Here is a 23,867-nt window from a genome sequence, read left to right as displayed (position 1 = left end):
TTTTTAAGAAGTCTAAAGATAAGGAAATATCGTGATTAGAAATAAAGAAACATTTGGATTTTTCGTTGAACCCAAAAGGGTTCTAAATATTTTAAATCACTACAATCTTCTTCTTCACCGTTCTATCCAAAAAATGAATGACTAAAAAATAGATTCCTGCCGTTAAACTACTCAAATCCATATCTGTTCGGCTGCCCGACTCTTGGTACTGAGAAAGCTTCCGCCCCTCCGAATCGTAAATATCCACTTGAAACTCTGTTACCGTATTGTCTTCAATCACAATCGTGAATTCTCCCTTATTGGGATTGGGAAAAACTTTTACTGCGCCCAAATTATCCTTTTCCGGCTCTTCGGGTGTTGGGTCGGGGTCGGGATCGGTACCCGGATTGGGATCTGCTGCAAGAGTGTCACGTACAAGGATTGTGTGATTTCCACTTGGCAAATCCACTGTAACCTGCAGAATTCCATCCGAATTTGTGTCTCCTGAGCGCTCTAAAACATCATCTACAAATACTCCAAAAGATGTTTTACTTTTTAAATCGAGAGCAAATATTTTAATTGTCCGATCACCAGCAATGTCTTGAACAGAATAAGATATAGATGCCGTATCTCCCTGCGCCTGGAACAAATACAAATAATTCTCCCAGTCAACGCCAATGGTACTTTCATTAGAATAAAGTTTTCCGCCTGCCACTGCCGGATTCAAATCATCCCCAATCTTAATCGTATGCAAAAAAACGGTGTTCTCCTTCACGGCAATTGGTTCTACTTCAATTCGCCAGAATCCAGGGTGTTCGTCTTCCAAATCAACACTTCGGTTTGGCGGATAATTGGTTCCATCCACCCAATATTCATATCCGCTGCCACCTATTAAAGTTGTCGCACTAATTTCCGGCAATAAGGTTCGAACCGCAACACTCCCCTTGCCATTTGTGGCTTTATAATCTTTCCCGTTATAGGTAATGATATGATTTGCAACCTTTGTATTCGTAACGCTTCCGCTGATATCCGGTTTGTTTACAAAGTGATTGATGTACTTGGCTTTTCGCACTTTCGAACTGGTATTCAGCAAGTGAACATGATCCAGAACAATCACACGATCGGGTTTGTGATAGAGCAACCGACGCTCGAAACGGTCCAGTTTATTTGCCTGATAAGAATCTGCTGCGTCAGCCACCTGATAGGAAAAATCAGTGCCTGAGGCATAACGAATCCATTTTCCTCTTCTGTGCTGAGCAGAAAATACATCATCTAAATTTTCCAATCTATCCGATTCTATCTGTCCTCCGTCATTGGAAACACTTCGCCCCAAGTTTCGATAACTTTCTGTTCCATCGTAAACACAAATGGAATTGTGCGCTATGGTTCGCGTGTAGTAATTATTATAATGAGAAGTGCCAAACGAATCGTAAAACCCGGCATCCAAAATCAAAGGTTTGTTTTTTATAATGGTAAATGTGTTGTTATCCCGGTGCTCATGATCGGCCCGTTTAGCAGGAGCATTGTAAAACCACAACATGGTCGCATCCTCGTTCCAGGAAGTACGGCTCACCGACAGTCCGGTTTTATCGGCCCACCAATTGAGTGGTGGCTGGGGATGCGGTACGTAAGGAGCTGTAAAATCCTTATACATCAGTTTAATAAAAACCAATATTGTATTGTTTAGATATTGTGATTGATTGAAAACCTGAACCAGATACTGACTTCGGGCATCTTGATATTCTGCTGCATGACGATACATCGCACGATTTGCCTGATCCAATTTTACAATGGCATCACCCAAGTGAATGCAATAATTGTCCGGACGAAAAAAATACCAATACTGATTGACCGACTCCCGAATCCAAGGCTGAGATTGATAATAGTCCCGATCGGTTCCGTACTTCATATCGTCGAAAAGCTGGTATTGATTGGGTAAATTTATCATTCCGTAGGCTGCACCCCAATTCCATCCGCCATCATCATCACGAAAGTGAGCAAAAGCCGGAAGAATGCCGTTTTCCCACTTCCCAAGCAAAGTTTGATACCAGGAATTTACTTGAGACAATTGCGTAGAAGAAAGGCCATCGGCTCCGTGCAGTGCAATGGCTGCACGCATTGTCATGATACAATTGTTTATGTTGTGACTGCTCACATAACTATTTCCTGAACCTGTTAAAATATAGTTGTTCATGAAATACTCCAAAACGCGATAGAAGGAAACGGATAAATTTTGCTGCTGCGATACAGGAATATAATTGTACGTCCAATCGAGAAGAATAGCGCCAAACTCACAATTTTCGCGAAGCAAATTCTCTTGAGTATCTCCTGAATAATTGTCGAAATTAATTCCATTGATGTAAGTGATGTATTTCTCAATAATGAATTCACACCTCGCCTGAGCCAAATTATCAGTTCCTAACTGCAATAAAAAAGCAGTCATTTTAGATAACATGAAGGAATCACCATTCGTCCAATTGTAAGTCCACTGTGCTGAATTTGAACCTGCTAAATAGTGATCGGAATCTGTAATCCAATTATTGTTGTAGCTATTTATAAATGTATTGTAGGTACTGCCGCTATCTCCGCCAGAAATATTCGACTTTAGCCAATCGAATCTTTCCTTCCCCAACTCTACTCTTGGTCTGTTCACATTTACCTGCGAATAAGCCTGATAAAAGGATTGGATAAGAAATAAAAATAATATGATTGTCCTGAAGCCCCTCATTGATCCCGTCAGTTTAATACAAACATCAAATTACAAAAAATCAGGGAATCGAAATCTAAAAAAGATGCATAGGAGACTTATTTAGAATACACAACTCTCTGTATTTGTATATTCAAACGTATTAAAAGTTAACCTAGTACAATTTATTTTTATTGAAGTTCAATTTTCCGATTTAACTTTCGTAATTCTCTTATCAGGAAGGCTCCCGCCACAATGGCTGCACCAATATCGGATATCGGACCGGCAAACCAAACACCATTTAAACCAAGAAAAGTAGGAAGAATAAAGAGAATTGGGATTAATAAAATAACCTGACGCATTAATGTTAGCATAGCCGAAATGCCCGCTTTCCCAATGGACTGAAAATAATTCCCAACAACAACCTGAAAACCAACCACTGGTAACGCGATCAATATAACCCGTAAACCGTAAGAACCCATATCCAGCAATTCTGCACTGGAATTATTGAAGGCCTTAACAATTAGTTCGGGAAATAACTGTACACCCAGAAAGCCAACAATCACAATTCCTGTTGCTGCTTTCATGCACAATATCAGACATTCTTTAACTCTGGCGTAATTTTGCGCCCCATAATTGAAGCCGAAAATAGGTTGAGCTGCCATATTTAGAGCCACCACAGTCATTACAATCAGCATGGAAACAGAGTTAATTACGCCCATTGCTGCTATGGCGATATCGTTGCTGTACTCTACCAACTGAATATTATATAATGCCTGAACAAAACTTCCGGCCAATTGCATCGAGAAGGGAGCAAAACCTATGGTTAAAATATAGAAAACAATCTCGCGGTTCAATTTAAAATTTGAGAACCGAAGTTTTATGACTGATTTTTCGCTTCTGAAATGCCAAATTACCCAAATGCATAGAATAAATTGCGAAATAATCGTAGCATAAGCGGCTCCTGCAACGCCCATATCCAAAACAAAAATAAAGATGGGATCGAGAATGATGTTTGTACCGGCACTAATCAGCATAGAATACATCGCTATTTTGGCGTTTCCTTCGGAACGGATCAAATTGTTTAAAGAAAAGCCTACAACGCTAAAAATCGCCCCGTAAAGAATAATATTTAGATATTCGTTGGCAACAAACATGGTATCATCTCCAACTCCAAACATCCTGAGTAAGGGATCCTTTATTAAAAATCCGATTACAGTAATAATAACTGAAACGATAATCATGAGAACAAATGAATTTCCCAAAACCCATTCGGCTCTGCCCAAATCTTTCTTTCCCAGATTGATAGAAATTCGGACACCTGCACCAATGCCAATAAGCATGCCAAATGCCATCATGATTAACATGATTGGAAACACCGCACTTAAACCCGATAAAGCAATTGCACCAACACCTTGACCAATAAAAATCCGGTCGACTACATTGTACAATGAATTAATAACTACTCCGGTAAAAGCTGGTAAGAAATACTTCCAAAGCAAGCTTTTGATACTTGCACTCTCCAACTCCTGAACATTTTTACTATTCTTATCCATAAACTTATTTCGAGATGCAAAAGTATCAATAATGCTCACTTGCACTCCATTTTATTAAAAAAAAGGTTAAAAATTTGTAAACAGATGCTATTCAACGGTAAGGCATAAAAGATTCCGCGTAACCAGCGAACAATTCCATAAGATTCTTTGTTTTAAGTTCCAGCAATAAATTTAATATCTTTAATATTCATGAATCATATGCAGATTATAAAAAAATAATAGTTCTTTTGCGAAATTTATTTCCGAAATTAAACTCTTCAATAAAATAACATTCAAGATAAAACCAAATATGTTTGCATCAATCAATAAGATATTAAAATATCAACTCTTTAGCATTGACAATTATAAAATCACAGTATTTACTTTGCTTAGTATCTTACTGATTTATATACTGACTAAAATATGTCTTTTTTTAATTAAAAAAACCCTTTTTCGTAAGCACAAATTTGTTAAAACAGACGAAGGCAATACATATGCCCTGTTCCAGATCATAAAATATGTAGTTTGGATCATGTCGATTGGTTTGATGCTTGAAGCCATACATATAAAAGTAACTGTGCTTATTGCCGGCTCGGCAGCCTTATTGGTTGGTGTAGGTTTAGGTTTGCAGCAAACTTTTAATGATATGATATCAGGAATCATCCTCCTCTCGGAACGATCGATAAAAATTAATGATATATTGGAGATTGATGGAGATATAATTAAAATTCAGAGCATTGGATTACGAACCTCAAAAGGTTTAGACAGAGATGAAATTTCGATTATTATTCCCAACTCACTAATTACTACAAACAAAGTGATTAATTGGAGTCATCAATCTAAAAAAACCCGCTTCCGAATTCCTGTGGGGGTAGCCTATGGCTCTGATGTTGATCTAATATTAAAAACCTTAGAAGAAAGTGCTTTTGAACATCCCGATATTTACGAAAGACAATCGATTGAAGCCCGACTTGTAAATTTTGGCGCCTCTTCATTGGATTTTGAATTGTTATTTTTCAGCAAAAACATCTTTAGAATAGGCAAGGTGAAAAGTGATATCCGTTTAATTATTAATAAGAAATTTATTGAGAATAATATTATTATCCCTTTTAATCAATTAGATGTGCATTTTAAAAAGGAAATCTAATTGCAAATTGCCTCCATCTTGCTATTTTCATGGTTTTGCCTGAATTAAAAGTATAAATGAAAAAACGAATACAAATTCGTATCGATTCTCCTTGTGGGAAATAATTGTACTATTGCTTCATTTCCATTACAAGTTGGCATAAAGAGATATAAAAGATAAATTCAGGGAAACAAGCATTTAAAATTAATTTCCTACATTAGAAAATTTTAAGATGCCTCCCCTCAAGAAAAATAATGAAATTACATTACATGAAAATAGTCATTGGGAAAATTGACAGGGCTGATTTTCCGGATCTGCACTTATCAAATATTGATTTAAAAGTGGATACCGGTGCATATACGTCTTCTATTCATTGCCATCAAATTGAAGAATACGAGGTCGGTCATGAAAGATACCTAAAATTCAAACTTTTGGATCCATCCCATCCGGATTACAACGAAAAAGAATTTACAGTAAAAAAATACAAGAGAAAAAGAGTCAAAAATTCTTTCGGCAAATCGGAAACCCGGTTTGTAATTGAAACGATTATTATATTATTTGATAAGGAGTTCTTTATTGAACTTTCCTTAAGCGAACGAAGTGAAATGAGATATCCGATATTGATCGGAAGAAAACTTTTGAATGGAAAATTTATTGTTGATACTTCAAAACGCAATATTTCTTTCAAGCAGAAGCAAAAAAAAACAGCAATAGAGAATTAGAATCCATCCAAAAAATGTTAATTACATATTATGAAAATTGTTATTTTATCTAGAAACCCTAAATTATATTCTACAAAAAGATTGGTTGAAGCTGCAGAAAAAAGAGGCCATGAAGTACTTGTTGTGGATCATTTAAAATGCATTATTGAAATTGAAAAAAAGAAACCTAAGATCTTCTATGATGGCGCATACTTGCTGGATGTTGACGCAATAATTCCAAGAATTGGTGCCTCTGTTACCTTTTACGGATCAACAGTAGTCCGCCAATTTGAAATGATGAAAACATTTACAGCTGTTGGTTCTGAAGCATTGATAAAATCGCGGGATAAATTAAGAAGCTTACAGGTTCTTTCACGTGCAGGTGTAGGCTTACCCCGCACCGTTTTCACCAACTACACAAAAGATGTTAATCATGTAATTCAATCGGTTGGCGGCACACCACTGGTACTTAAACTTCTGGAAGGAACTCAAGGTTTAGGTGTTGTTTTAGCCGAAACTCCAAATGCTGCAACTTCAGTTATTGAGGCATTTAATGGACTAAAAGCCCGTGTGATTGCTCAGGAGTTTATTAAAGAATCGAAAGGTGCTGATATTAGAGCTTTTGTTGTTGATGGAAGAGTGGTTGGAGCTATGAAACGGCAAGCATTAAAAGGTGAATTTCGATCTAACCTTCACAGGGGAGGTTCTGCAACAATTATTGAATTGACTGATGAAGAGGAAAACACGGCAATAAAAGCAGCAAAGGCAATGGGATTAGGAATTGCTGGTGTGGACATGCTGCAATCTGCAAGCGGACCTTTGGTTTTGGAGGTAAATTCATCGCCAGGTTTGGAAGGTATCGAGATAGCAACCAAAAAGGACATCGCAAAACAAATAATTAGATTCATTGAAAGGAATGTTGATTGATAAGTATACCATACTAGGTAAAGAAATTCAGAAAGGTGAGCGTGCTTTCTTAGAATTGGAAGTTGCGAAATTACATACCCGAAATACCATTAAGGTCCCTGTAATTGTGGAACGTGCGAAAAAAGATGGCCCTACCTTGCTTTTAATGGGTGGTGTGCACGGTGATGAAGTTAATGGAGTTGCCATTGTTCGGAATATCATTCGGAAAAAATACAACAAACCAAAAAGGGGAATGATTATCTGCATTCCCGTTTTTAACGTATTTGGATTCTTAAATCTCCGCAGAGAATTTCCTGACGGCAGGGATCTGAACAGAATGTTCCCGGGGTTTTTAAATGGTTCTCTTGCCAGTCAATTTGCGTATCGTTTTACAAAAGAAATTGCGCCCAAAGTTGATTATGTGATCGATTTTCATTCGGGTGGTGCTGACAGGTCAAATTTTCCTCAAATTCGATGTGTTATTAAGGAAAAGGAAACGTTGAAACTTGCACAGGTTTTTAATGCCCCATTTATTTTGAATTCCGATTACATTTCCAAATCTGTTCGCGATACCATTCGCAATCTGGGAAAAACAATTCTACTCTTTGAAGGAGGAAAATCAAATGATCTGGATGAAGATGTTATTAGCTGCGGTGTAGAAGGTGCAGTGAATGTGATGAAATATTTAGGATTACAGAATGGAGATTTGCAATTAAAACAAACTCCCGTTGTGATTCCTAAAGCTCAATGGTTAAGAGCTTCCAATTCGGGCATGTTTCAATTACGGGTTACAAATGGAAGTTGGGTCGTTAAAAAACAAATTTTGGGCGAAATAACAGATCCTTACGGAGGATATGAAAAGAAAGTAGTTGCTCCGTTTGATTGTTATGTGTTTTGTGTAAACACTGCACCTATGGTGCATAAAGGAGATGCTCTGTTTCACGTCAGTCTTGAAACGGATAAATTGAATACTGATCTTATCTCTTCTGACTATTTGGTAGAATAAAAAGCCCTTTACCAATCTCCATTCAACTTAAAAAATAAACTATAAAAGTCTATTACTTTCAACAACAAACAATTCAAAAATTGAAACATCACAGCTGACTTACACTTCCTAATAAACTATAAACCAACCAATAGATACTTCCTTAAAATAAAGAGTCAGACATTCAGAATAAGTGTCTTACTTATTCATATCAATCACAGATCATTCATTCAATAAATCGGATTTCATCAATTTATTTTGCATCTTCAATAAATATTTTAAAACTAAAAGATGAATCCAATTAAATACTTTTCTATACTAATCGGTATTTTTACAATCCTTTTTACATTACCGCAGTACTCTCATGCTGAGGAGACTGATCCAAATAGGACTCAAGTTCCATTCTCAACAAACTCACAAAATTTTACCGTTTGGAATGGAGAAAACTATGTGCCTTTTTTTATTAAAGGGATTAATCTTGGTGTTTCAATTCCCGGAACATTCCCTGGCGAACTGGCTGCAAGCAAAGATCAATATGCCAGATGGATAGCAGATATTCATGATGTTGGATTTAACTGTATTAGAGTCTACACTCTTCACTATCCTCGTTTTTATGAGGCTTTAAAAGAATTTAACGACAAGAATCCGGCAAGTCCGATGTATATAATGCATGGTGTATGGCTAGAGGAAGAACTAAGTGGGTATACCAATGATTTGCATCAGTTAAATGATGTATTCAGCAAAGAAATTAAAGATGTGGTTAACTGTGTTCATGGAAATAACAATATAGATCACCGCTTTGGAAAGGCTTATGGATTATATACTGTTGATGTATCCCCTTGGCTTATGTCTTATATTATTGGAAGAGAAATTCATCCGGCAGAAATTCAAGAAACAAACAGTAAACATTCCGATCAAACTTCATTTTCAGGTACAGCTTTTAAGTTGGCAAGTGCATCTCCATCCGAAGTTTGGGCAGCATCACATTTAAATGAACTTGTACTATACGAACGTAACACTTATAACACGGAACGCCCTGTGAGTATCTCCAGTTGGCCTACTCTGGATCCCTTAATACATCCAACAGAAACAGGAACAGATGAAGACAAGGAATCACTGGATTTATCCACTTTAAACTTTGATGGAGCACCTGCGGGTTATTTTGCCAGCTTTCACGCGTACCCATATTATCCTGATTTTATTAGCGAAGATCCCGGCTATAAACAATACTCCGATCCTTTAGGTCCGAACAGTTATTTGGGTTATATCAACGATCTTAAGAATCATTATAAAAATTTTCCTGTGCTAATTGCTGAAACAGGCACGCCTTCGAGCTGGGGAATTGCACATTATTCGTCAAATGGAATGAACCATGGGGGAAGTTCAGAGGTGGAACAAGGACTTAATTTTTTGAGACTTCTTGATAATATTGAAGAAGCCGGTTGTGCAGGAGGAATACAATTTTCCTTGCTGGATGAATGGTTCAAACGAACATGGATTACAGATCCTTTCGATTTCAATCCTGAAGCGAGAATACTTTGGCACAACATTACCGCTGCCGAACAAAACTTTGGTTTAATTGCATTCCGTCCTTCTGAGATTTCATATTCTGTATTAGACGATTTTGGTAGTGATAAACCCATTAAAAAAATCCTTACTGCGGCAGACTTTGATTTTTTCAACATTCGCCTGATGCTTGAAAAAGAGCTTTCGAACATTGATACGATTTGGATGGCAATTGACACCTATGATGCCAACTTGGGCGAGTCAATACTTCCTTCGGGAACTACAATTACCAACAGAGCTGAATTTGCTCTGCGTATCACCAACTATTCTGCAGAATTATTTGTTACCCAAGCCTATGATTTATTTGGTATATGGCATGGTGTTTCAGAAGCCAAACAGCTTTATCATTCTACTGTTACTGATGGAGCTCCCTGGAACTTGGTTCGCTGGAAAAACAATGACAAAAATTATGAAATTCAGTATGTTGGAAATTTGAAAACCCGTAGGACTGAATTACCTCCATCAAGTTTGGATGCTGTCATTATTTCAAATGATTCAATTGATATTCATCTTCCATGGTCGTTATTACAGGTTACTGACCCTGCTAATGCAAAGGTAATGAATGATGACAGAGCCACACCTGAAACAGAAGAAGCCATATCTGACGGTATAGCCCTAAGCGTTCTCCATAATGATGTATTACTGGAAGGAAATAATCGATTCATTTGGAATTGGGGAACCCCAACAAATTATGTAGAAGTGAAAAAACAATCATACTATGTTGTAAAAGATGGATTGATTGAATTTAACAACCACCCCATCGCATATACAGATAACTATTCCACAAATCAGGACGAAAATCTTGTCATTGAAGCTGCAAATGGACTCTTAGCCAATGATTTTGATTTTGACGGTAATACATTCTATTCTGAACTATCAGAATTCTGCGAAAACGGCTTTGTGTTTCTATCGGAAGATGGATCATTTGAGTACATTCCGGATACGGGCTACAGTGGCAAGGATTTTTTCACTTACCGTGCCTTCGACAACAATGGTCACTCAATTAAAACAAAAGTGACTATTGATATCACTCCCATTACTGATGTTGATGATTTTGCGAAAGAAGATTTTGCCTTTGCTGTTTACCCAAATCCCGTAAGCACATTTTTACGTATTAATTTACCTAATAGTCTGCCAAGCCAATTGCGAATGATTAATCTAAAAGGATCGATTATTTACCAAAAACAAATAAATAACACAAAGCACATTATTGATGTTCATTCTTTTCCGAAAGGAGTTTACTTACTCAATATTCAAACAAGTAAAAACCTGATTAGTAAAAAAATAATCATCAATTAAGAAAAAACAACGAATAAAAAAAACTCATTCAACAGAATGAGTTTTTTTCATGCACTAATTATTTTTTAGATATCTTTCTCTGAGTGCTGGACTCCACTTCCTCTTTTTTGGGTTTTTAACACATTGTACTTTTTACCAAAATAATATCGGAAGGTCAAATTTGCCACCCTATTTTCAAAATTGTACTTCATTCGCTGAGTAAAACGATCTCCTGAAGTATTTACATTATACTTGCTGCTATTTAAAACATCGTAAATCCATAAAGACAAACTTGCTTTACCTTTCATTATTCTCTTCCCAAAAGCGAAATCCACCTGAAAGGATTGATCGTAATTTCCTTGAACAACCGGCATATCAGAGTCGTAACGCAGAGTTGTTTGAAAATTAAACCATTTAGGTATTCGCATGGTTGAAGTTAGTTTTCCAAAAAAGCCAAAATCATCATTCTCCTGGTAATCTAAATCTTTTGAAGGAGTATACTTCTGATAAATTCCAGATAAATAAGAATTAACACTCCACCATTTGTTAAATTTTGTAGACATATTAAAATCAACACCTGCATATTGTAGATTTCCTACATTCTCATAAGTCACAATCGCCACATTGCTTTCATTAACAGAACGATATTGACTTATAATATTATCCTTATACTGATAATACAAATTTGTGGTATAGGTTATCTTATCTCTTTTGTAAACAAAAGTTAACTCCGGCATATGTGTATAATAAGCTCCCAAATCCTGAGTTCCCAAGCGCTGATTTTCCGGATCTTGAAGATTTTGAAATGGATTCAACATTCTGGAATCAGGACGATAAACCATTTTAGAATAAGTCAGTAATACCTGCTTATTGTCTGATAATTTATAGGAAAAATGTACGCTAGGGAAAAAGTCCACATAATCGTCATTATAAGCTTTATTCGTCTCAATATCCGAATACTCAGACCGCAAACCAAACTGATATCCAAAATTTCCTTTCTCTCCACTAAACTGAAAATACAAACCATGAATACTCTCCTTATAATTAAATGCAGTAGATAAATCTATTGGTTCATTGTACTTTATCTCATTAGTTCGGTACAGATATCCTGTTTCTATCGAACCCACTTCACCTATTGGCTGTTTGTAATCCAATTGAACAATTGCTTCCTCCCGGTCCGAATTGAAGAAGTCACTGGTATTCCCTTCTACTTCATCAGTATAATTTCCGTAATTTTCTGCATTATTATTTGTATAGGCAGCATCAAAAGAAAATTCCTGCCCTTTTCTAGCAAACTTACAAATATAAGAGGCATTGTACACCCAGGAATTCAAATCGATATCAACAGCACTTTCACGGGATGTTTCATTTGAAAAAGTACTATTGGTAATTAAATTCCGGGAATAGTTATAGATTCCATTCCGATTTTGTTTCACATTACGGTTGGTAACAGAAAAACTCACGGTGTTCTTGTCATTTATTAAATAATCCATGCCCAATTGTCCAATGTGACTTCTATCACCTAAATCGACATCAGCACGACTATTCAATATCTCAACATCATTGCCTATTTCGGTAAATCGTGATAATTCATAATCTCTGCCAGACCAATCGTTTCGATAGCTGTATGATCCTGACAAATTGATCTTTCCGGTTCGTAAATTAAGTGCGGTCCGACCAGAATGTTTGTTGATAGTACCAATGGTGGCGGAAGCATTCCCATTAAACCCTTTGGCTCTATCCTTCTTCATAATTATATTCACAATCCCAGCAGAACCTGAAGCATCATATTTTGCGGAAGGACTCGTAATTACTTCAACACGGTCAACATCTGCTGCAGGCATATTACTCAATACATCTCCCGGGCTCATTCCCAGTAAACCACTCAGTTTCCCATCAATCAATATTTTTACATCAGAGCTTCCATGCAATTGAATTTCGCCACTGGCAGTAACGTTTAATTTAGGAATTGTGGTTAAGACTTCATTAATCGTTCCTCCATCAGAAACTGGTGATTTTGACACATTGTAAACAGTTTTGTCCAATTCGATTCGTGCAAAGTCACGATTTCCGGTTACTTCCACTTCTGTAATCGTTCGGACACCGGCATGTAAAGCAAGCGCATTAGGCAATAATAACTTTTCATTTTCTTTTAAAAGAATTGGCTTACTGCTATAACTCTCAAATCCAAGATATTCAACTTTGTAATAATAACTTAAACTCGCTAAACCATCTAGTTCAAACTCCCCTTTTCTATTTGTGATAGTTCCCTTAACCAATAAAGAATCTGGTAAAGAATAAATTGATACGGTAGCATACTCAAGAGGCTTTTGATGTTCATTCTCAACAACAATACCATTTAAACATGAATTTGTTATAGCTTTTGTAGAATCCTGAGCATATGAATGCTCCGCGGGGCTTAAAAAAAACAGAAGGATCGGCAATAATCCATTTCTGCAATTAAGTTTTAAATTCATTAGTAGTGTGTAAATTAGTTAGTGTACATGGTAATTAGTTTCACAAAAGTAGAAAATTTATGTTGCAGATCAATTAAAAATCAAAAAACTTTCTTGCCAATTCACAAACAGAAACAATCAGTTTGTCATCAGTTTACATCTACTCACACCAAAAACATTACTAACACTGCTCATTCTACTAAAGTAACAAAACTTAGCACAATTTAGTATAAAACACACTTAACAAAAGAAGTACTAAAAAACAACTAACTTTTTTTATAATTGTTTTTCAAACCAGAAGTAAGATCAAAACATCTTGCTTTTGACATAAAAAAAACATCAATTCGTGAGAGAATGATGTTTATCCTATAAAAACTGGTCAATGATTAAATTTCCAATTGCAGTTTCAATTGCTTAAATCCATTTCGACTGACGTTTAAACTTTCCCCGGTTTTTAAAATTACAATCCAATGATCCTTCTCGTAAGGTTGCAATTGAGCTATCTGATCGATCTTCACCAAATAAGTACGATGTATCCGGCAAAACTCATTCGGATTTAAATGGCTTTCAAAATATTTCATTGTCTTTTGCTTCAGATACCTGCCCTCATTGGTATAAATCATCACATAATCGTCCTGCGCTTCAAAATATTTAATTTTATCAATTGCGATTACATCAATTTTATTTCTTGATTTCACCACCACCCGGATCAATAACTCATCCGAGGAATCGTTATGATTTTTTATTTTCTCAATCTGATCTCCACTCGTCACCGAATTTGAGATGCGTTCCTTCACCTTGCGCACAGCATCCTGGAACCGTTCATTGGAAAATGGTTTCAATAAATAATCAATTGCATTGTGTTCGAATGCTTTAATTGCATATTCGTTATAAGCTGTTGTAAACACAATATTACAAGGTTTATCAAGTAGCTCCAACATCTCAAAACCTGTCAGTTTGGGCATCTGAACATCTAGAAACACCAAATCCGGCTCCAATTCATTAATTGCTTTTAAACCTTGAAATCCGTCGGAATATTCCCCTAAAATTTCAATATCCTGATCAACTTCCAAATATGACCGAACCAGATCTCTGGCTAATGATTCATCATCAATAATTATTGCTTTAATTACTTCCATATCTTATATACTTTGCGGAAATTCCAGATAAACAGTAAATTGATCTTCTCCATTAACAACCCGCATTAAATCAGCACGGCCGTAAATTAAATGCAGACGTTCCTGTATGTTACGTAATCCAATACCATTACCCTTTGCAGGAACCGAATCTGGATCGAAATTATTACTAATATTAATTTTTAAAATATCATTCTCAAAACGACACTTAGTTAGTACACAAACCGGATCAAGACTTTCATGCACTCCAAATTTAATCGCATTTTCGTATAATGGCTGTAAAATTAAATTGGGAATTTTCAGCTTCCCGCAATCGGGTGAAAGATCAAAATGAAGCTGCAGGCGATCACCAAAACGAACTTTCTCAATTTCCATGTACAAACGAATATTACTCAATTCGTTACTCAAATTATTTAATTCTTTTAAATTCTGGGCAAGCGAATATCGTAGGTAAGTTGATAATTTCACAAGCATTTCTCTGGATAATTCCGGCTTTGATAAAGTTAGAGAGCTTACCGAATTTAAACTGTTGAATAGAAAATGCGGATTAATTTGAGATTTTAATACTGTTAGTTCTGCTTCTTTCACCAACTCTTTTAATTCAGACTCGTGAACCAATTTATCTTGAAAACTACGATAATAAATTACCAAATAGTAAACAATTACAATATAATCGTACATCCCAAAGGCCATAAAAATCTGCCAATGCACAGGAATAAGGTAATCAAAACCTTCACTGGTGGCACCAAACCATATGGTTCGTAATTGGTATGCAGACGATATCCAGATCCCCACCACGATTAAACCTGCAGTTAAGTGATGCAAAAAAAAATGGAAAAGCCCCAGACTTTCGATGCTGGTATATATAACAATAAACCAAATACATGCACCTAATATCAATAATGGAAATGAAAAGCTGAAAGCATTTACAGCCGAATCATAAAAAGTCCTTCCCTCGAAATACCATCCAATAATAAATAACAGCGTTGCAAAAAACGCCCACGATACCATATAAATTGGAATGGCAAACCGATTTTTTAGAAGAGGATGTTGCATTGAAATTATTTATGTGATTTGATTTCGCATCCGCCAAATGCAACCGATCCTTTAATGACAAGCTCTTTTTTAGGCTCTACAATATAATTAGGTATAGTTGTTCTTTTATCAACAACTCCTCCCAAAATAGCAGATACTTCAACTTTTACATCCCAATCGGATGGAATAATTAAAACACAGCCTCCAAACACCGCAAATACATCTAATACATTTGTTCCTTCTGCCAGATCAGCATTGGTGAGATTTAATTCTGTTCCTCCAAAAATACAGGTGATTTTTCCTCCTCTAAGATTTTTGTTGCTGATTACTTTTTCACCACCACCAAATATATTTAACTCATCGATATAATCGAAATCTGATCCTACTTCTGATCGTTTGTCAAAATCACATACATTGCGTTTGCGAATAACCACAACTCCAATAACAATTAGCATTACAGGCCAAAATAATCCACGCCAGTTAAAGCTCCAACCGAATATAATAGGAAATAGAAACACCCCTCCCACAGCCATTAAAATAACTCCTGTTGTTTTTTCATCTTTGCCAAAAAAGAAAAGCACTCCTAAGCCAAACAATAATGCCGGCCATGAGAAGATTACATGTCTTAATTCATAAGGAATAAAATCGAGATTTTTAAGAACCAATAAGCATCCAAAAAGGATTAAGAAAATACCAAATATTGCACGGTTGTTTGGGTTTGATTTATGCTGTGATCTCATAATGATATATTTTACGATATGAATTTATTTATTTTTACAACAATATGGGGAGTCAGGGGCAAAAATAAACGCAATGCCTCCTAAAATAAGTAGTACGGGAAAGAACCATATCTCCCAATTTTGTGGTAGAAAATACAAATCATCCATAAGAAAATATCCTCCGACAGCTATGGATATCAGACCGCCAAAAATTCTTCGGCGAACCAAAATCTGCAGTACGCCAATTAAAATCAAAACGGATTCCCATCGATACAGATAAGTTTCGATAAAATCAGACTGATAATTGAGCCGTTCCAAAATAATTACGATGCCAACTATAATTAGCCCAAGCCCAACAAACAGACTTTTATTTTTTTTATTTTCATCCATGATCTTGTTGTTTAAGATTAGTGTATCCTTTATTTCTGCAACTAAAGTAGTGCAATATAATAGCTTTCACTTCTCGAAATCGGTTAAATGCGCTCAAGAATCGGTAAATGGTGTGAAATGAAAATGATGTTCGACAAGTAAAGTTTCACTTGGGAGCGTTATGTCGAGCGATCCCGAAACATCTGTTATTCAAACTTAAAGATTCCTCGATACCAGCGCTTAAAACCTAAAAATGCTTTCCACATGGCTGTACTTTAAAACTCTTACCCAAGCAGTTCACTAATTACAGTTTCCGATCTCAAAAATCATTGAAATCAATTGCGAAATCAGCGAAAGCTTTACTATTTTTACCATTCAGGGCTTGCTATAGAAAATACAGCTCATCTATTTACACAACGATAGACCTTTACAATTATGAATCAGGCAGAAGCACAAGTTCGAATTGCCAAATTGCGCGAACAATTACATACATACAATCACAATTACTACGTTTTATCCCAACCAAGCATCAGCGATTACGACTTTGATATGCTCTTGAATGAGCTAATGGCTTTGGAAAAACAATATCCTGAGTTTAACGACCCAAATTCGCCAACCCAGCGAGTTGGCAGCGATATCAATCTGGAATTTAATCAGGTTGAGCATAAATACCCGATGCTTTCGCTGGGAAACACCTATTCGGAGGAAGAAATCCGCGATTTCGAAAACCGAATTAAAAAGTTGATTGATGGTGATGTTGAATACGTATGCGAAATGAAATACGACGGCACATCAATTTCTTTAACCTACCAAAAAGGGAAACTAGTTCAGGCTGTAACCCGTGGCGATGGCGTAAAGGGAGATGATGTTACGGCTAATGTGAAAACCATTCGATCGGTGCCCTTGCAGCTAAGCGGAGAAGGATATCCTGAAGAATTTGAAATACGAGGCGAAATATTAATGCCTTTTGCTGTTTTCAAGGGATTGAATGAGGAACGTGAGGAAATTGGAGAAGCTCCGTTTGCGAATCCTAGAAATGCAGCTTCGGGTACTCTTAAAATGCAAAATTCATCGGTGGTTGCGAAACGAAAACTAGATTGCTACCTATATTATTTGTTGGGCAAGGAAATCCCAAACCGATATCATTACGACAATTTATTAGCCGCCAAGGATTGGGGTTTTAAAATTCCGGACAACACAGTGCTTTGTAAAAATATCGACGAAGTAATTGTATTCATTAAGGAATGGGACGAAAAACGCAACTCATTGCCGGTTCCGGTTGATGGAATTGTAATAAAAGTGAATTCTCTGGATATGCAGGAAGAACTTGGTTTTACTGCCAAATCGCCCCGCTGGGCCATTTCCTATAAATACAAAGCGGAACGGGTATCAACCAAACTTGAAAAGGTAACTTATCAGGTTGGCAGAACCGGATCGATTACTCCGGTAGCCAATTTAACGGCGGTGCAATTGGCGGGTACAACGGTAAAAAGAGCATCACTGCACAATGCAGATATCATTCAAAATTTAGATCTTCACGAAAACGATACTGTTTATGTGGAAAAAGGCGGCGAAATTATCCCAAAAATTGTTGGCGTAGAACTGTCTGAAAGATCTGCGAAAGCACAAGCAATTCAATACATTGAAGAATGCCCTGAATGTGGCACTCCTTTGGTTCGTAAAGAAGGCGAAGCGAATCATTATTGCCCGAATGATATGGGCTGTCCGCCCCAAATTAAGGGAAAAATTGAACATTTCATCAGCCGTAGAGCCATGGATTTGGACGGATTGGGTGAAGAAACCATCGACCTGCTTTTTCAAAAGAAACTAATTAGTGATGTTGCAGGTTTGTACCGGTTGACTAAAGAGAATATTATTCCTTTAGAGCGCATGGGCGATAAATCTGCAGAAAGAATATTGACAAGTATTGAAAATTCGAAACAGGTTCCTTACGAAAGGGTTTTGTATGCTTTGGGAATTCGGTATGTTGGAATTACAGTAGCAAAAAAATTGGCCAAAGCGATTCCATCTATCGACAGATTAGCCGAATCAACACTTGAAGAATTGATTCAGGTAGACGAAATTGGAGGAAAAATTGCCGAGAGTATTGTAGAATATTTCTCCAATAAATATCATCAAAATTTAATTGCCCAATTAAAAGAATTTGGCTTGCAATTGGAGACTGAAATTGTAGAAAATGAGAATGCGAGCAATACCCTTGAAGGATTATCCATTGTTATATCCGGAAGCTTTTCAAAATATTCCCGCGATGAATTAAAGGAAATGATTGAACTGCACGGAGGAAAAAATGTGAGTTCCATATCGAAGAAAACAAGCTTTCTTTTGGCGGGGGAAAAAGTGGGACCAAGCAAATTTGAAAAAGTAGAAAAATTAGGCATCGGAATAAAAACAGAAGATGAATTTTTAGAGATGATTGGACTGATCAGTTAGCAGTTAGCAGTTAGCAGTTAGCAGTTAGCAGTTAGCAGTTAGCAGTTAGCACAAAATTAAATCTTATTTCATTTCCCTTTTATCTAAAAAAATGAATTTTACCGCAATAGATTTCGAAACAGCAAACGGACAGCGCAATTCTGCTTGTTCGCTTGGTTTGGTTCGCGTTGAAAATGGACTAATTGTTGAAAGTAAAGATTGGCTGATATCGCCACCTGAAATGTATTTTCATCCGATGAATGTTAGTATTCATGGAATTACGGAAGAAGATGTTATGAACAAACCCAGCTTCAATTACATTTGGGAAGAGGTAGAGGATTATCTGCACGGGAAAATGGTGATCGCTCACAACGCTAGTTTTGATGTGTCGGTGCTTAGGGCTTGTTTAGAAACTTACAACATTCGTTTTCCAGAATTTGATTACCTGTGCACCGTACAAATCTGTCGTAACATTTGGCCCAATATGCCAAACCATAAACTAAATACAATAGCTCACCTTTTCGATATTCCGCTTAGACATCACGATGCGTTGGAAGACACTTTGGCTTGTGCTAAAATTGCAATAAAAGCATGCGAAGTAATGAATATGAACAGTCTTACCCATTTGGCTCATGAGCTACGAATTGCCCCCGGAAAACTGAATCCCAATGGTTACAAGGCTCCAAAAAAAATTAAATAAGCTTAATTTATGATTTGCAAAATGATTTTTTTCATAACTTGTGGTTTCAAATAATAATTGCCTGTTTAACCCATAATTACCAGCCTTCAACTTAACTATCAAATATAAAATGAGTTTTTTTCAAAATATCAAAAATCAGCTTGCCGAATTAAAAATCAAAAGCAAACTAAAGAAAAATCCGCGCAAAAAGGAGTTTCACAATTTAGAAAGTTCTAAAAGTATAGGCATACTGTTTGATACTCTTCAGGAAAAGAATCACTCTGTAGTGAAAAAGTTTACAGAAGATTTAAGCCAAAAAGGCTATAAAGTACAAAGCGCAGGATGGATTGATGCTGACATATTGCCTGATTTTGGTGTGGCTCAAAAAATAGTTTTTTATACCAATAAAGATGTGAAATGGAGCGGAGAACCAATCATTCCTGAATTAATCGAATTCACCAATACTAAGTTCGATTTACTCTTTGTTCTTACAAAATCGGAGCATCTTTCGATAAAATACATTACACAAGTCTCGTTGGCAGCTTGTAAAGTCGGGGCTTTGGTCGATAACTGTGAGCATTTGGATTTAATGATTGATCAGGGTAAAAACAATTCAATGGAAAACCTAATCAGCGAAAGCTTAAAATATCTTTCACAGATTAAAAAGTAATAAGAATGAATAGTAACAAATTTTCAGGAACAGGCATAGCTCTTATTACTCCATTTAAAGAGAATGAAAGTGTCGATTTTAATGCTCTTAGCAACATCGTTAATTTTCAGATTGAAAATGGTATCGATTATTTAGTGGTTCTGGGAACTACAGGTGAAGTATCAACACTTTCGTGTGATGAAAAAATTTCCGTTATCAATCACATTATTGAAGTGAATGCAAAGCGCGTTCCTTTGGTAGTTGGCTTTGGAGGAAACAATACTCAGGCTGTTATTCAGCAAATTCAGGAGTTCTCAGAATTTGATGAGATTGATGCCATTCTATCAGTTGCTCCTTACTACAACAAACCCAGTCAGGAAGGCTTGTTTCTGCATTACCAGGCCATTGCAAATGCCAGTCCGGTTCCGGTAATTCTTTATAATGTGCCTGGCAGATCGAGTGTAAACATAAGTGCTGAAACCTGCGTAAAACTGGCTTCGGAAATTGAAAATATAATTGGTGTAAAAGAGGCTTCCGGTAATATGGAGCAACTTATGAGCATTCTTAAAAACAAACCAAAAGACTTTTTGGTGATATCAGGCGATGATGCCATGACCTTTCCTCTTATTTCATTAGGAGGCAGTGGTGTTATTTCTGTACTGGGAAATGCTTTTCCAAAGGAGTGGAGCCAGATGGTAAGATTAGCATTAGATGGAAAAAACAAGGAAGCTCTTCAGATTCATTATAAGATGTTTGGAGTCATCCAAAACCTTTTTACAGAAGGCAATCCTGCCGGAATTAAAGCAATTCTAAGCATGAAAAAACTCTGTGAAAACTGTTTGCGTTTGCCACTCACTCCAATTAGCAAATTGCATTACCAAAAGTTATCAAAAATAGTAGAAGGTTTATAATCATATTGGCATAAAAATTGTAATTACCTGAGAATAATTCATTTCAAAAAATTAGAATATTATTTAAACAAAAAATGAAAATATTATGAAGTATTCATTTCGCCTATTTGTTTTCGCACTGGCTGTATTAGCTGGTGTTTCCTGCTCGAGACAAGTTACCCGGGTATCTCCTGATCAGCAAATTGATTTAAGTGGTCGATGGAACGATACCGATTCAAAATTGACTGCCGAGGCTTTAATTGATCAATTGCTTAATCAAAACTGGATTGAAGATTATCAACAGGAATTTAATCGTAAACCTGTTGTTATTGTTGGCTTAATCACCAATAAAAGTTCAGAACACATCGATTCGGATACTTACATTAAAGACATCGAAAAAGCCATTTTAAATGACAGTCGGGTTCGCTTGGTGCAAGCAGGTGCCAAACGTGAAGATCTTCGTCAGGAACGTGCAGACCAGCAAGATTTTGCCTCCAAGGCAACCCTAAAAAAATGGGGACAGGAATTGGGTGCTGACTTCATCTTACAAGGCGACATCAATTCGATTATAGACAGTTATAAAAAAGAAAATGTTCGTTACTATCAGTTAAATCTGGAGCTAACTAATCTTGAAACCAGCGAACTGGTTTGGATGGGTGATAAAAAAATTAAAAAGTACGTGAACAAATAAATTGGTACTCTACAGGAAGTCATTGGTTGGCTTCCTGAATTTCTTTATTCCTTTTTCGATGAAGCAAAAATTATCCTTACGTATATCGGGTAAGATACTCCCTGTTTTTTTATTTGGTGTTCTTCTACTATTATCTGGTTGTGCTACCTATTACATGCAAAATGAAGCTTTTAACAACTACTTTTTGCAGGGTGACATAGCGAGTGCCGAAAAAGTACTGGATAAAGATAAAAAGAGCAATCGAAACAAAAACAAAGCCTTGTTTTTACTGAATAAGGGAACTTTATCGTGGATGCAGCAAGATTATGTTTCGGCGACTATGTATTTTAACGAGGCGGATCTTTTCATTGAAGATCAACGTAAAAATATTGGTTCGGAAGCATTGGCAATGCTCACCAACCCAATGGCCAGACCCTATGTTCCAGAGGATTTTGAGAATGTAATGCTAAATTTTTATAAGGCGTTAAGCTATTTGGAAATGGGCGATACGGAAGCTGCTTTGGTTGAATGCCGAAGAGTAAATGAAAAATTGTATGCCCTGAACGATAAATATCCAAAGAATTATCAGAACAGATACAGCGATGATGCCTTTGCCCACACACTAATGGGGTTAATTTACGATTCGTCGGGAGATTCAAACAATGCCTTTATTGCTTATCGGAATGCTCTCAAAATTTATGAGGACAATTATCTAAAAAACTTTAATACACCTGCGCCACGACAATTGAAAGAAGATCTTCTTCGAACTGCCTATAAAACTGGTTTGATGGAAGATTACGAATTTTTCAAAAATAAATTTGGATTCGATTTCCAAAAAGCCGACAAGACTGAAGGGGATGTAATAATCATCTGGCTATCGGGGCTTGGGCCGGTAAAAGCAGAATGGAGCATCAATTTTAGTGCTGTTAATGGTCGAGATGGCTACCTGACCATGGTGAACAATGAAGAAAATGTTACTTTGCCCTTTTTTGTAGGCAATATGGATAGCCGGACTCAAAATTCTTTTAGCGATCTGGATTTTGTACGCGTTGCTTTTCCAAAATATCAGGAACGGGTTCCCTACTATACAAATGCCGACATCATTATAAATGATTCGCTTAGTTATCCTTTGGATAAAGGAGAAGATATCAACGCCATTGCTTTTAAAACACTAAAAGACCGAATGGTACGCGAAATGGCAAATTCTTTACTAAGACTTGCCACCAAGCAAGCTATTGAAAGTTATACAAGAAGTAAAGATGAAAATTTAGGTGCTATTATCAGCATTTTTAATGCTGTTACAGAAAAAGCCGACACCAGAAATTGGCAAACCCTGCCCAACTCTATTCACTACACCCGAATTCGATTGAAAGAGGGAAAGCATACCGTGACTCTTAGAGTAAATTCTCCAAACGGAGACAGCAAAGATCAGCAATTAGATCTTGAAGTGAAGGCTGGAAAAACGAAATACTTTACGTTTCACAATATGGAATCAAACTAGCACCTGATTTTTTGAAAGGGTAAAACAGACCAATTTGCTTTTCTCTGAAATAAATTCAGTATTTAAAGTCAATTCTTCATTAAAAAACCTTTGACAGCCCATAAATAATCCAATGGCTAAATCAATCAGTAATTTTTCAGTCTGATAACTCATCTGAAAGGTGGAATCATTAATTTTCACTGCTCTAAAACGTGGGATTTCAACCGGAGTAAAGCGTTCCTGAATTTTATTGTGAATGAACTCATCTATCTGATCTAAGAAATCAAATATACTGCTATTGCCTGCAAAGTTGGGGCGAAACAAAATTACCAATCGGGAGAAAAGATATTCTCCAAAATTTTTTGCTACATCGGGAACAGAACTTCTCACTTCGAAACTAAGCAAATTACATAACTCAGCAAATTGACCGTATGGATAATCGGCTGTTGCTTCGTAAACACCGTTATTTCCTATTCCCAAATCAGAAATGATTTTTTCGGTTAAGATTAAACCATACTCCTTCTCTACCATCTCCAAAAACTCTGTGAAAAATATTCCCTTCATCGTTCCTCCGCTTTTACTATCCACCAAA

19 protein-coding genes are annotated in these 23,867 nt (G+C 36.5%); 11 read left to right on the top strand and 8 right to left on the bottom strand.

The annotated features are described in order from the left end of the window. Positions 1–91: 91 nt before the first annotated feature. Both QUH73_RS01690 and QUH73_RS01685 read right to left on the bottom strand, forming a co-directional pair. Positions 92–2,707, bottom strand: coding sequence for a T9SS type A sorting domain-containing protein (locus QUH73_RS01690; RefSeq protein ID WP_289528735.1), 2,616 nt, complete (start codon positions 2,705–2,707; stop codon positions 92–94). 149 nt (positions 2,708–2,856) lie between these two features. After that, complete coding sequence (locus tag QUH73_RS01685) at positions 2,857–4,260, bottom strand: MATE family efflux transporter (protein ID WP_289528734.1); 1,404 nt, start codon at positions 4,258–4,260, stop codon at positions 2,857–2,859. Between the two features lie 250 nt (positions 4,261–4,510). On the opposite strand from QUH73_RS01685, the gene QUH73_RS01680 reads away from it, so the two are divergent. The 5 genes from QUH73_RS01680 (at position 4,511) to QUH73_RS01660 (ending at position 10,783) form a co-directional block, all read left to right on the top strand. Continuing rightward, positions 4,511–5,347, top strand: a complete 837-nt coding sequence (locus QUH73_RS01680) for a mechanosensitive ion channel family protein (protein ID WP_289528733.1) — start codon at positions 4,511–4,513, stop codon at positions 5,345–5,347. Positions 5,348–5,595: 248 nt separating this feature from the next. Beyond that, positions 5,596–6,048, top strand: a complete 453-nt coding sequence (locus tag QUH73_RS01675) for an ATP-dependent zinc protease family protein (protein WP_289528732.1) — start codon at positions 5,596–5,598, stop codon at positions 6,046–6,048. A gap of 30 nt (positions 6,049–6,078) precedes the next feature. Further along, positions 6,079–6,954 carry a 30S ribosomal protein S6--L-glutamate ligase gene (gene rimK / locus QUH73_RS01670; protein WP_289528731.1) on the top strand — a complete coding sequence of 292 codons (876 nt, stop codon included), beginning with the start codon at positions 6,079–6,081 and terminating at the stop codon, positions 6,952–6,954. Further along, complete coding sequence (locus tag QUH73_RS01665; RefSeq protein WP_289528982.1) at positions 6,944–7,939, top strand: succinylglutamate desuccinylase/aspartoacylase family protein; 996 nt, start codon at positions 6,944–6,946, stop codon at positions 7,937–7,939. The genes rimK and QUH73_RS01665 overlap by 11 nt, the downstream gene beginning before the upstream one ends. Positions 7,940–8,209: 270 nt before the next feature. Next, on the top strand, positions 8,210–10,783 hold the full coding sequence (locus QUH73_RS01660; RefSeq protein WP_289528730.1) for a T9SS type A sorting domain-containing protein: 2,574 nt from the start codon (positions 8,210–8,212) through the stop codon (positions 10,781–10,783). 65 nt (positions 10,784–10,848) lie between these two features. Here QUH73_RS01660 and QUH73_RS01655 read toward each other — a convergent pair whose 3' ends face one another. The 5 genes from QUH73_RS01655 to QUH73_RS01635 form a co-directional block, all read right to left on the bottom strand. Beyond that, positions 10,849–13,239: a TonB-dependent receptor domain-containing protein gene (locus QUH73_RS01655; RefSeq protein WP_289528729.1), complete on the bottom strand. Its 2,391-nt coding sequence runs from the start codon at positions 13,237–13,239 to the stop codon at positions 10,849–10,851. Positions 13,240–13,604: 365 nt separating this feature from the next. Then, entirely contained in the window at positions 13,605–14,357 is a 753-nt protein-coding gene (locus QUH73_RS01650; protein ID WP_289528728.1) for a LytR/AlgR family response regulator transcription factor, read from the bottom strand. A gap of 3 nt (positions 14,358–14,360) precedes the next feature. Beyond that, a complete protein-coding gene (locus QUH73_RS01645; RefSeq protein ID WP_289528727.1) occupies positions 14,361–15,410 on the bottom strand; it encodes a sensor histidine kinase in 1,050 nt (349 codons plus the stop codon). A 5-nt stretch (positions 15,411–15,415) separates the two neighbouring features. Then, positions 15,416–16,129, bottom strand: coding sequence for a LiaF transmembrane domain-containing protein (locus QUH73_RS01640; protein WP_289528726.1), 714 nt, complete (start codon positions 16,127–16,129; stop codon positions 15,416–15,418). Positions 16,130–16,153: 24 nt separating this feature from the next. Continuing rightward, positions 16,154–16,498, bottom strand: a complete 345-nt coding sequence (locus tag QUH73_RS01635) for a LiaF transmembrane domain-containing protein (RefSeq protein ID WP_289528725.1) — start codon at positions 16,496–16,498, stop codon at positions 16,154–16,156. Between the two features lie 414 nt (positions 16,499–16,912). On the opposite strand from QUH73_RS01635, the gene ligA reads away from it, so the two are divergent. From ligA to QUH73_RS01605, 6 genes are all read left to right on the top strand, one after another. Beyond that, a complete protein-coding gene (gene ligA / locus QUH73_RS01630) occupies positions 16,913–18,928 on the top strand; it encodes an NAD-dependent DNA ligase LigA (RefSeq protein WP_289528724.1) in 2,016 nt (671 codons plus the stop codon). 91 nt (positions 18,929–19,019) lie between these two features. Beyond that, entirely contained in the window at positions 19,020–19,607 is a 588-nt protein-coding gene (locus tag QUH73_RS01625) for an exonuclease domain-containing protein (protein ID WP_289528723.1), read from the top strand. A 109-nt stretch (positions 19,608–19,716) separates the two neighbouring features. Continuing rightward, the gene (locus QUH73_RS01620) at positions 19,717–20,256 is read left to right on the top strand and encodes a DUF6913 domain-containing protein (RefSeq protein ID WP_289528722.1); all 540 of its coding nucleotides are present in this window, start codon (positions 19,717–19,719) and stop codon (positions 20,254–20,256) included. Between the two features lie 5 nt (positions 20,257–20,261). Next, positions 20,262–21,146 (top strand): 4-hydroxy-tetrahydrodipicolinate synthase, encoded by an 885-nt coding sequence (dapA, locus tag QUH73_RS01615; RefSeq protein ID WP_289528721.1) that lies wholly within the window; start codon positions 20,262–20,264, stop codon positions 21,144–21,146. A gap of 85 nt (positions 21,147–21,231) precedes the next feature. Beyond that, positions 21,232–21,816, top strand: a complete 585-nt coding sequence (locus QUH73_RS01610; RefSeq protein WP_101309201.1) for a penicillin-binding protein activator LpoB — start codon at positions 21,232–21,234, stop codon at positions 21,814–21,816. Between the two features lie 58 nt (positions 21,817–21,874). Further along, positions 21,875–23,296 carry a COG3014 family protein gene (locus QUH73_RS01605; RefSeq protein ID WP_289528720.1) on the top strand — a complete coding sequence of 474 codons (1,422 nt, stop codon included), beginning with the start codon at positions 21,875–21,877 and terminating at the stop codon, positions 23,294–23,296. Here the strand turns inward: QUH73_RS01605 and QUH73_RS01600 are convergent. After that, entirely contained in the window at positions 23,288–23,839 is a 552-nt protein-coding gene (locus tag QUH73_RS01600) for a heme NO-binding domain-containing protein (protein ID WP_289528719.1), read from the bottom strand. The two genes, QUH73_RS01605 and QUH73_RS01600, sit on opposite strands and share 9 nt — an antisense overlap. Between the last annotated feature and the right edge of the window lie 28 nt (positions 23,840–23,867).

It is taken from the genome of Labilibaculum sp. K2S (genome assembly GCF_030372765.1).
In the GTDB taxonomy this organism is placed as follows: Bacteria; Bacteroidota; Bacteroidia; order Bacteroidales; family Marinifilaceae; genus Labilibaculum.
This window is presented reverse-complemented; position numbering and strand designations above follow the sequence as displayed.

Bases quoted from the DNA above. Each gene is read 5' to 3' on its own strand.
- QUH73_RS01655 (WP_289528729.1), bottom strand. From the start codon at position 13,239: ATGAATTTAAAACTTAATTGCAGAAATGGATTATTGCCGATCCTTCTG.
- QUH73_RS01645 (WP_289528727.1), bottom strand. From the start codon at position 15,410: ATGCAACATCCTCTTCTAAAAAATCGGTTTGCCATTCCAATTTATATG.
- QUH73_RS01620 (WP_289528722.1), top strand. From the start codon at position 19,717: ATGAGTTTTTTTCAAAATATCAAAAATCAGCTTGCCGAATTAAAAATC.
- QUH73_RS01605 (WP_289528720.1), top strand. From the start codon at position 21,875: ATGAAGCAAAAATTATCCTTACGTATATCGGGTAAGATACTCCCTGTT.
- QUH73_RS01675 (WP_289528732.1), top strand. From the start codon at position 5,596: ATGAAAATAGTCATTGGGAAAATTGACAGGGCTGATTTTCCGGATCTG.
- ligA (WP_289528724.1), top strand. From the start codon at position 16,913: ATGAATCAGGCAGAAGCACAAGTTCGAATTGCCAAATTGCGCGAACAA.
- QUH73_RS01665 (WP_289528982.1), top strand. From the start codon at position 6,944: ATGTTGATTGATAAGTATACCATACTAGGTAAAGAAATTCAGAAAGGT.
- QUH73_RS01600 (WP_289528719.1), bottom strand. From the start codon at position 23,839: ATGAAGGGAATATTTTTCACAGAGTTTTTGGAGATGGTAGAGAAGGAG.
- QUH73_RS01625 (WP_289528723.1), top strand. From the start codon at position 19,020: ATGAATTTTACCGCAATAGATTTCGAAACAGCAAACGGACAGCGCAAT.
- rimK (WP_289528731.1), top strand. From the start codon at position 6,079: ATGAAAATTGTTATTTTATCTAGAAACCCTAAATTATATTCTACAAAA.
- QUH73_RS01650 (WP_289528728.1), bottom strand. From the start codon at position 14,357: ATGGAAGTAATTAAAGCAATAATTATTGATGATGAATCATTAGCCAGA.
- QUH73_RS01635 (WP_289528725.1), bottom strand. From the start codon at position 16,498: ATGGATGAAAATAAAAAAAATAAAAGTCTGTTTGTTGGGCTTGGGCTA.
- QUH73_RS01690 (WP_289528735.1), bottom strand. From the start codon at position 2,707: ATGAGGGGCTTCAGGACAATCATATTATTTTTATTTCTTATCCAATCC.
- dapA (WP_289528721.1), top strand. From the start codon at position 20,262: ATGAATAGTAACAAATTTTCAGGAACAGGCATAGCTCTTATTACTCCA.
- QUH73_RS01660 (WP_289528730.1), top strand. From the start codon at position 8,210: ATGAATCCAATTAAATACTTTTCTATACTAATCGGTATTTTTACAATC.
- QUH73_RS01610 (WP_101309201.1), top strand. From the start codon at position 21,232: ATGAAGTATTCATTTCGCCTATTTGTTTTCGCACTGGCTGTATTAGCT.
- QUH73_RS01640 (WP_289528726.1), bottom strand. From the start codon at position 16,129: ATGAGATCACAGCATAAATCAAACCCAAACAACCGTGCAATATTTGGT.
- QUH73_RS01680 (WP_289528733.1), top strand. From the start codon at position 4,511: ATGTTTGCATCAATCAATAAGATATTAAAATATCAACTCTTTAGCATT.